2 protein-coding genes and 1 pseudogene are annotated in these 2,289 nt (G+C 73.5%); 2 read left to right on the top strand and 1 reads right to left on the bottom strand.

Annotated features, from left to right (window positions below; all coding sequences use genetic code 11):
* A partial coding sequence (locus GKQ77_RS31775; RefSeq protein WP_219692577.1) for a GlxA family transcriptional regulator occupies window positions 1-964 on the bottom strand: 964 nt, incomplete at its 3' end.
* Window positions 965-1,082: 118 nt separating this feature from the next.
* Here GKQ77_RS31775 and GKQ77_RS31770 point away from each other — a divergent pair.
* Together GKQ77_RS31770 and GKQ77_RS31765 are read left to right on the top strand one after the other, a co-directional pair.
* Window positions 1,083-1,973, top strand: coding sequence for an SCO6745 family protein (locus GKQ77_RS31770; protein WP_219692576.1), 891 nt, complete (start codon window positions 1,083-1,085; stop codon window positions 1,971-1,973).
* A gap of 126 nt (window positions 1,974-2,099) precedes the next feature.
* A pseudogene (locus GKQ77_RS31765) lies at window positions 2,100-2,216 on the top strand (LPFR motif small protein); the annotation flags it as partial.
* Window positions 2,217-2,289: the final 73 nt, after the last annotated feature.

Below are 2,289 nucleotides of genomic sequence, written 5' to 3'. Positions count from 1 at the left end.
GTGCGGGGGTGGGGTGGAAGCGGCGGCGGTACTCCGCGGGGGCCGTGCCGAGCGCCTTGATGAAGGCGCGGCGCATGGTCTCCGGTGTGCCGTAGCCGCAGGCGCGGGAGACCTCCTCCACCCCGTCGGAGGTGTCCTCCAGGAGGCGGCGGGCGTGCTCGACGCGGACGCGCTCGACGTACTTGCCCGGTGTCAGGCCGGTCTCGGCCTGGAAGGCGCGGGCGAAGTGGCGGGGCGAGAGGCGGGCGCGGGCGGCGAGCGCGTCGACCGACAGGTCGTCGGCCGGGTGCTCGGTGATCCACTGCTGGACCTCGCGCAGTGGCTCGCGGCGCGCGGTCTGCGCGGCGAGCTGGACGCTGAACTGCGCCTGGTTCCCCGGGCGTCGCAGAAAGACGACCAGGTAGCGGGCGACGGTCAGCGCCACTTGGCGGCCCAGGTCCTCCTCCACGAGCGCGAGGGCGAGGTCGATTCCGGCGGTGACCCCAGCGGATGTGGCGACATGGCCGTCGCGTACGTAGATCGGGTCCGGGTCGACCTCGATGCCCGGGTGGTCCTCGGCGAGCTTGGCGCAGTACGCCCAGTGCGTCGTCGCCCGGCGGCCCTCCAGGAGGCCCGCCTCGGCAAGGCGGATGGCGCCGGTGCAGACCGAGACCAGGCGCCGTGCCCGCGGGCCGTGGGCGCGCAGCCAGTCGATCAGCTCCGGGTCCGGCGGGCGGGTGCCGGTGCCGCCCGGGACGAGCAGGGTGTGCGGGACGGGGGCGTCGGGCAGCGCGTGGTCCGGGACGAGGGTGAGGCCGCTGGACGTCCGTACGGGCTTCCCGTCCATGGAGGCGGTGCGGACGAGGTATCCGTCGGCGGGGTCGGTGAGGCAGTGCGTGGCGCCCGTGAAGACCTCCACGGGGCCCGTGACGTCGAGGCTTTGGACCCCCTCGAAGAGGACGACCAGGACGGTTCGCTGCTCCATGCCCTCGATTCTTGGGTCTCGGAGTGGTGGCCGCAATGACGAGCACCCCACCTTTCCTGCCATGGACGTTGCAGCCGACCTTGCGGACGCCATACCAACCAGTAGGTATCGTGCCCTCATGACCTCTTCGACGACCTCGCCCTCGGACTCCGCGCTGCACCCGCGCGCGGGGCGCCGCTGTCACAGCGTGCTCAACTCCCTGCACTCGACGCACTACTTCTCGCCGGACGTGACGCGGGAGATGGCCCAGCTGGGGATCACCCACCCCAGTGCCGTCAACTTCGCCGTGCGTGCGGCCGCGATGGGCCCCGTCGGCGCCGGTGTCGTGACGGCCGCCTTCTACAACTACAAGCACGAGCTGGTCGCCGCGCATGTGCCCGAGGTGTGGAACACCGCCGGCCCCGGGGAGGTCATCGGCGCACGTCTGCGCGCCGTCGACGCCACGCTGCGCCGGGTCCTCGGGGAGGAGGCCGTGGCCTCCGCGGAGATGGCGGAGGCCGCGGGGCTCGCGCTGCGCGCCGCCGAGGCCTGTACCCGTACCGCGCGCCCCCTGTACTCGGCCCACGCCGATCTGCCGGTCCCCGACGAGCCGCACCTCGCCTACTGGCACGCGGCCACGCTGCTGCGCGAGCACCGCGGCGACGGACACCTGACCGTGCTGCTCGACGCCGGGCTCGACGGCCTGGAAGCGCTGGTGACCCACACGGCCACGGGCAAGGGCATCGCCCCGAAGTGGGTCTTCTCCACCCGCGGCTGGAACCAGCAGGAGTGGGACGCCGCCGAGGAGCGGCTGCGCGGGCGCGGACTGCTCGACGGCGAGGGCGAGTTGACGGAGGACGGGGTGGCGCTGCGCCGGGACATCGAGGCGGACACGGACCGGCTGGACCGGGCGCCCTACGAGCATCTGGGCGCGGCGGGCGTCGAACGCCTGACGGAGCTCGGCACCGTGTTCATCGGGGCGGCGTTGCAGGCCGGGGCGTTCCCGGCGGATCTGCTCGGCAAGGGCTGAGGCGGTTCCGGCCGGTCGGCTCGGCAGGGCTGAGGGTGCTTTCAGGCATGGCTTCGCCTCTCTGAGGTACCCGTGCGTCTCCTGGCCGCCATCGCGGCAGCGCCGGGAGACGAAAGGGGAATCCCTATGTTCCGTGCCATCGCGGACATCCTGCGTCAGATCGGCGGCGCCCTCGCCACCGTCGTCACCCTGCCGTTCCGTGCGGTCGCCCGGCTGTTCGGCGGAGCTTCCAGTTCCGCGAGGCGGGGCGGCCGGGGCTCCGGCCGGCGTTCCGGCCGGGCGGGGCGGGCCCGCCGGGTCTGATCCGCCGCTGTCG

The sequence above is a fragment of the Streptomyces anatolicus genome, assembly GCF_019400875.1.
Classification (GTDB): domain Bacteria; phylum Actinomycetota; class Actinomycetes; order Streptomycetales; family Streptomycetaceae; genus Streptomyces; species Streptomyces anatolicus.
Note: the sequence above shows the minus strand (reverse complement) of the source record. Positions and strands in the feature narration are given on the sequence as shown.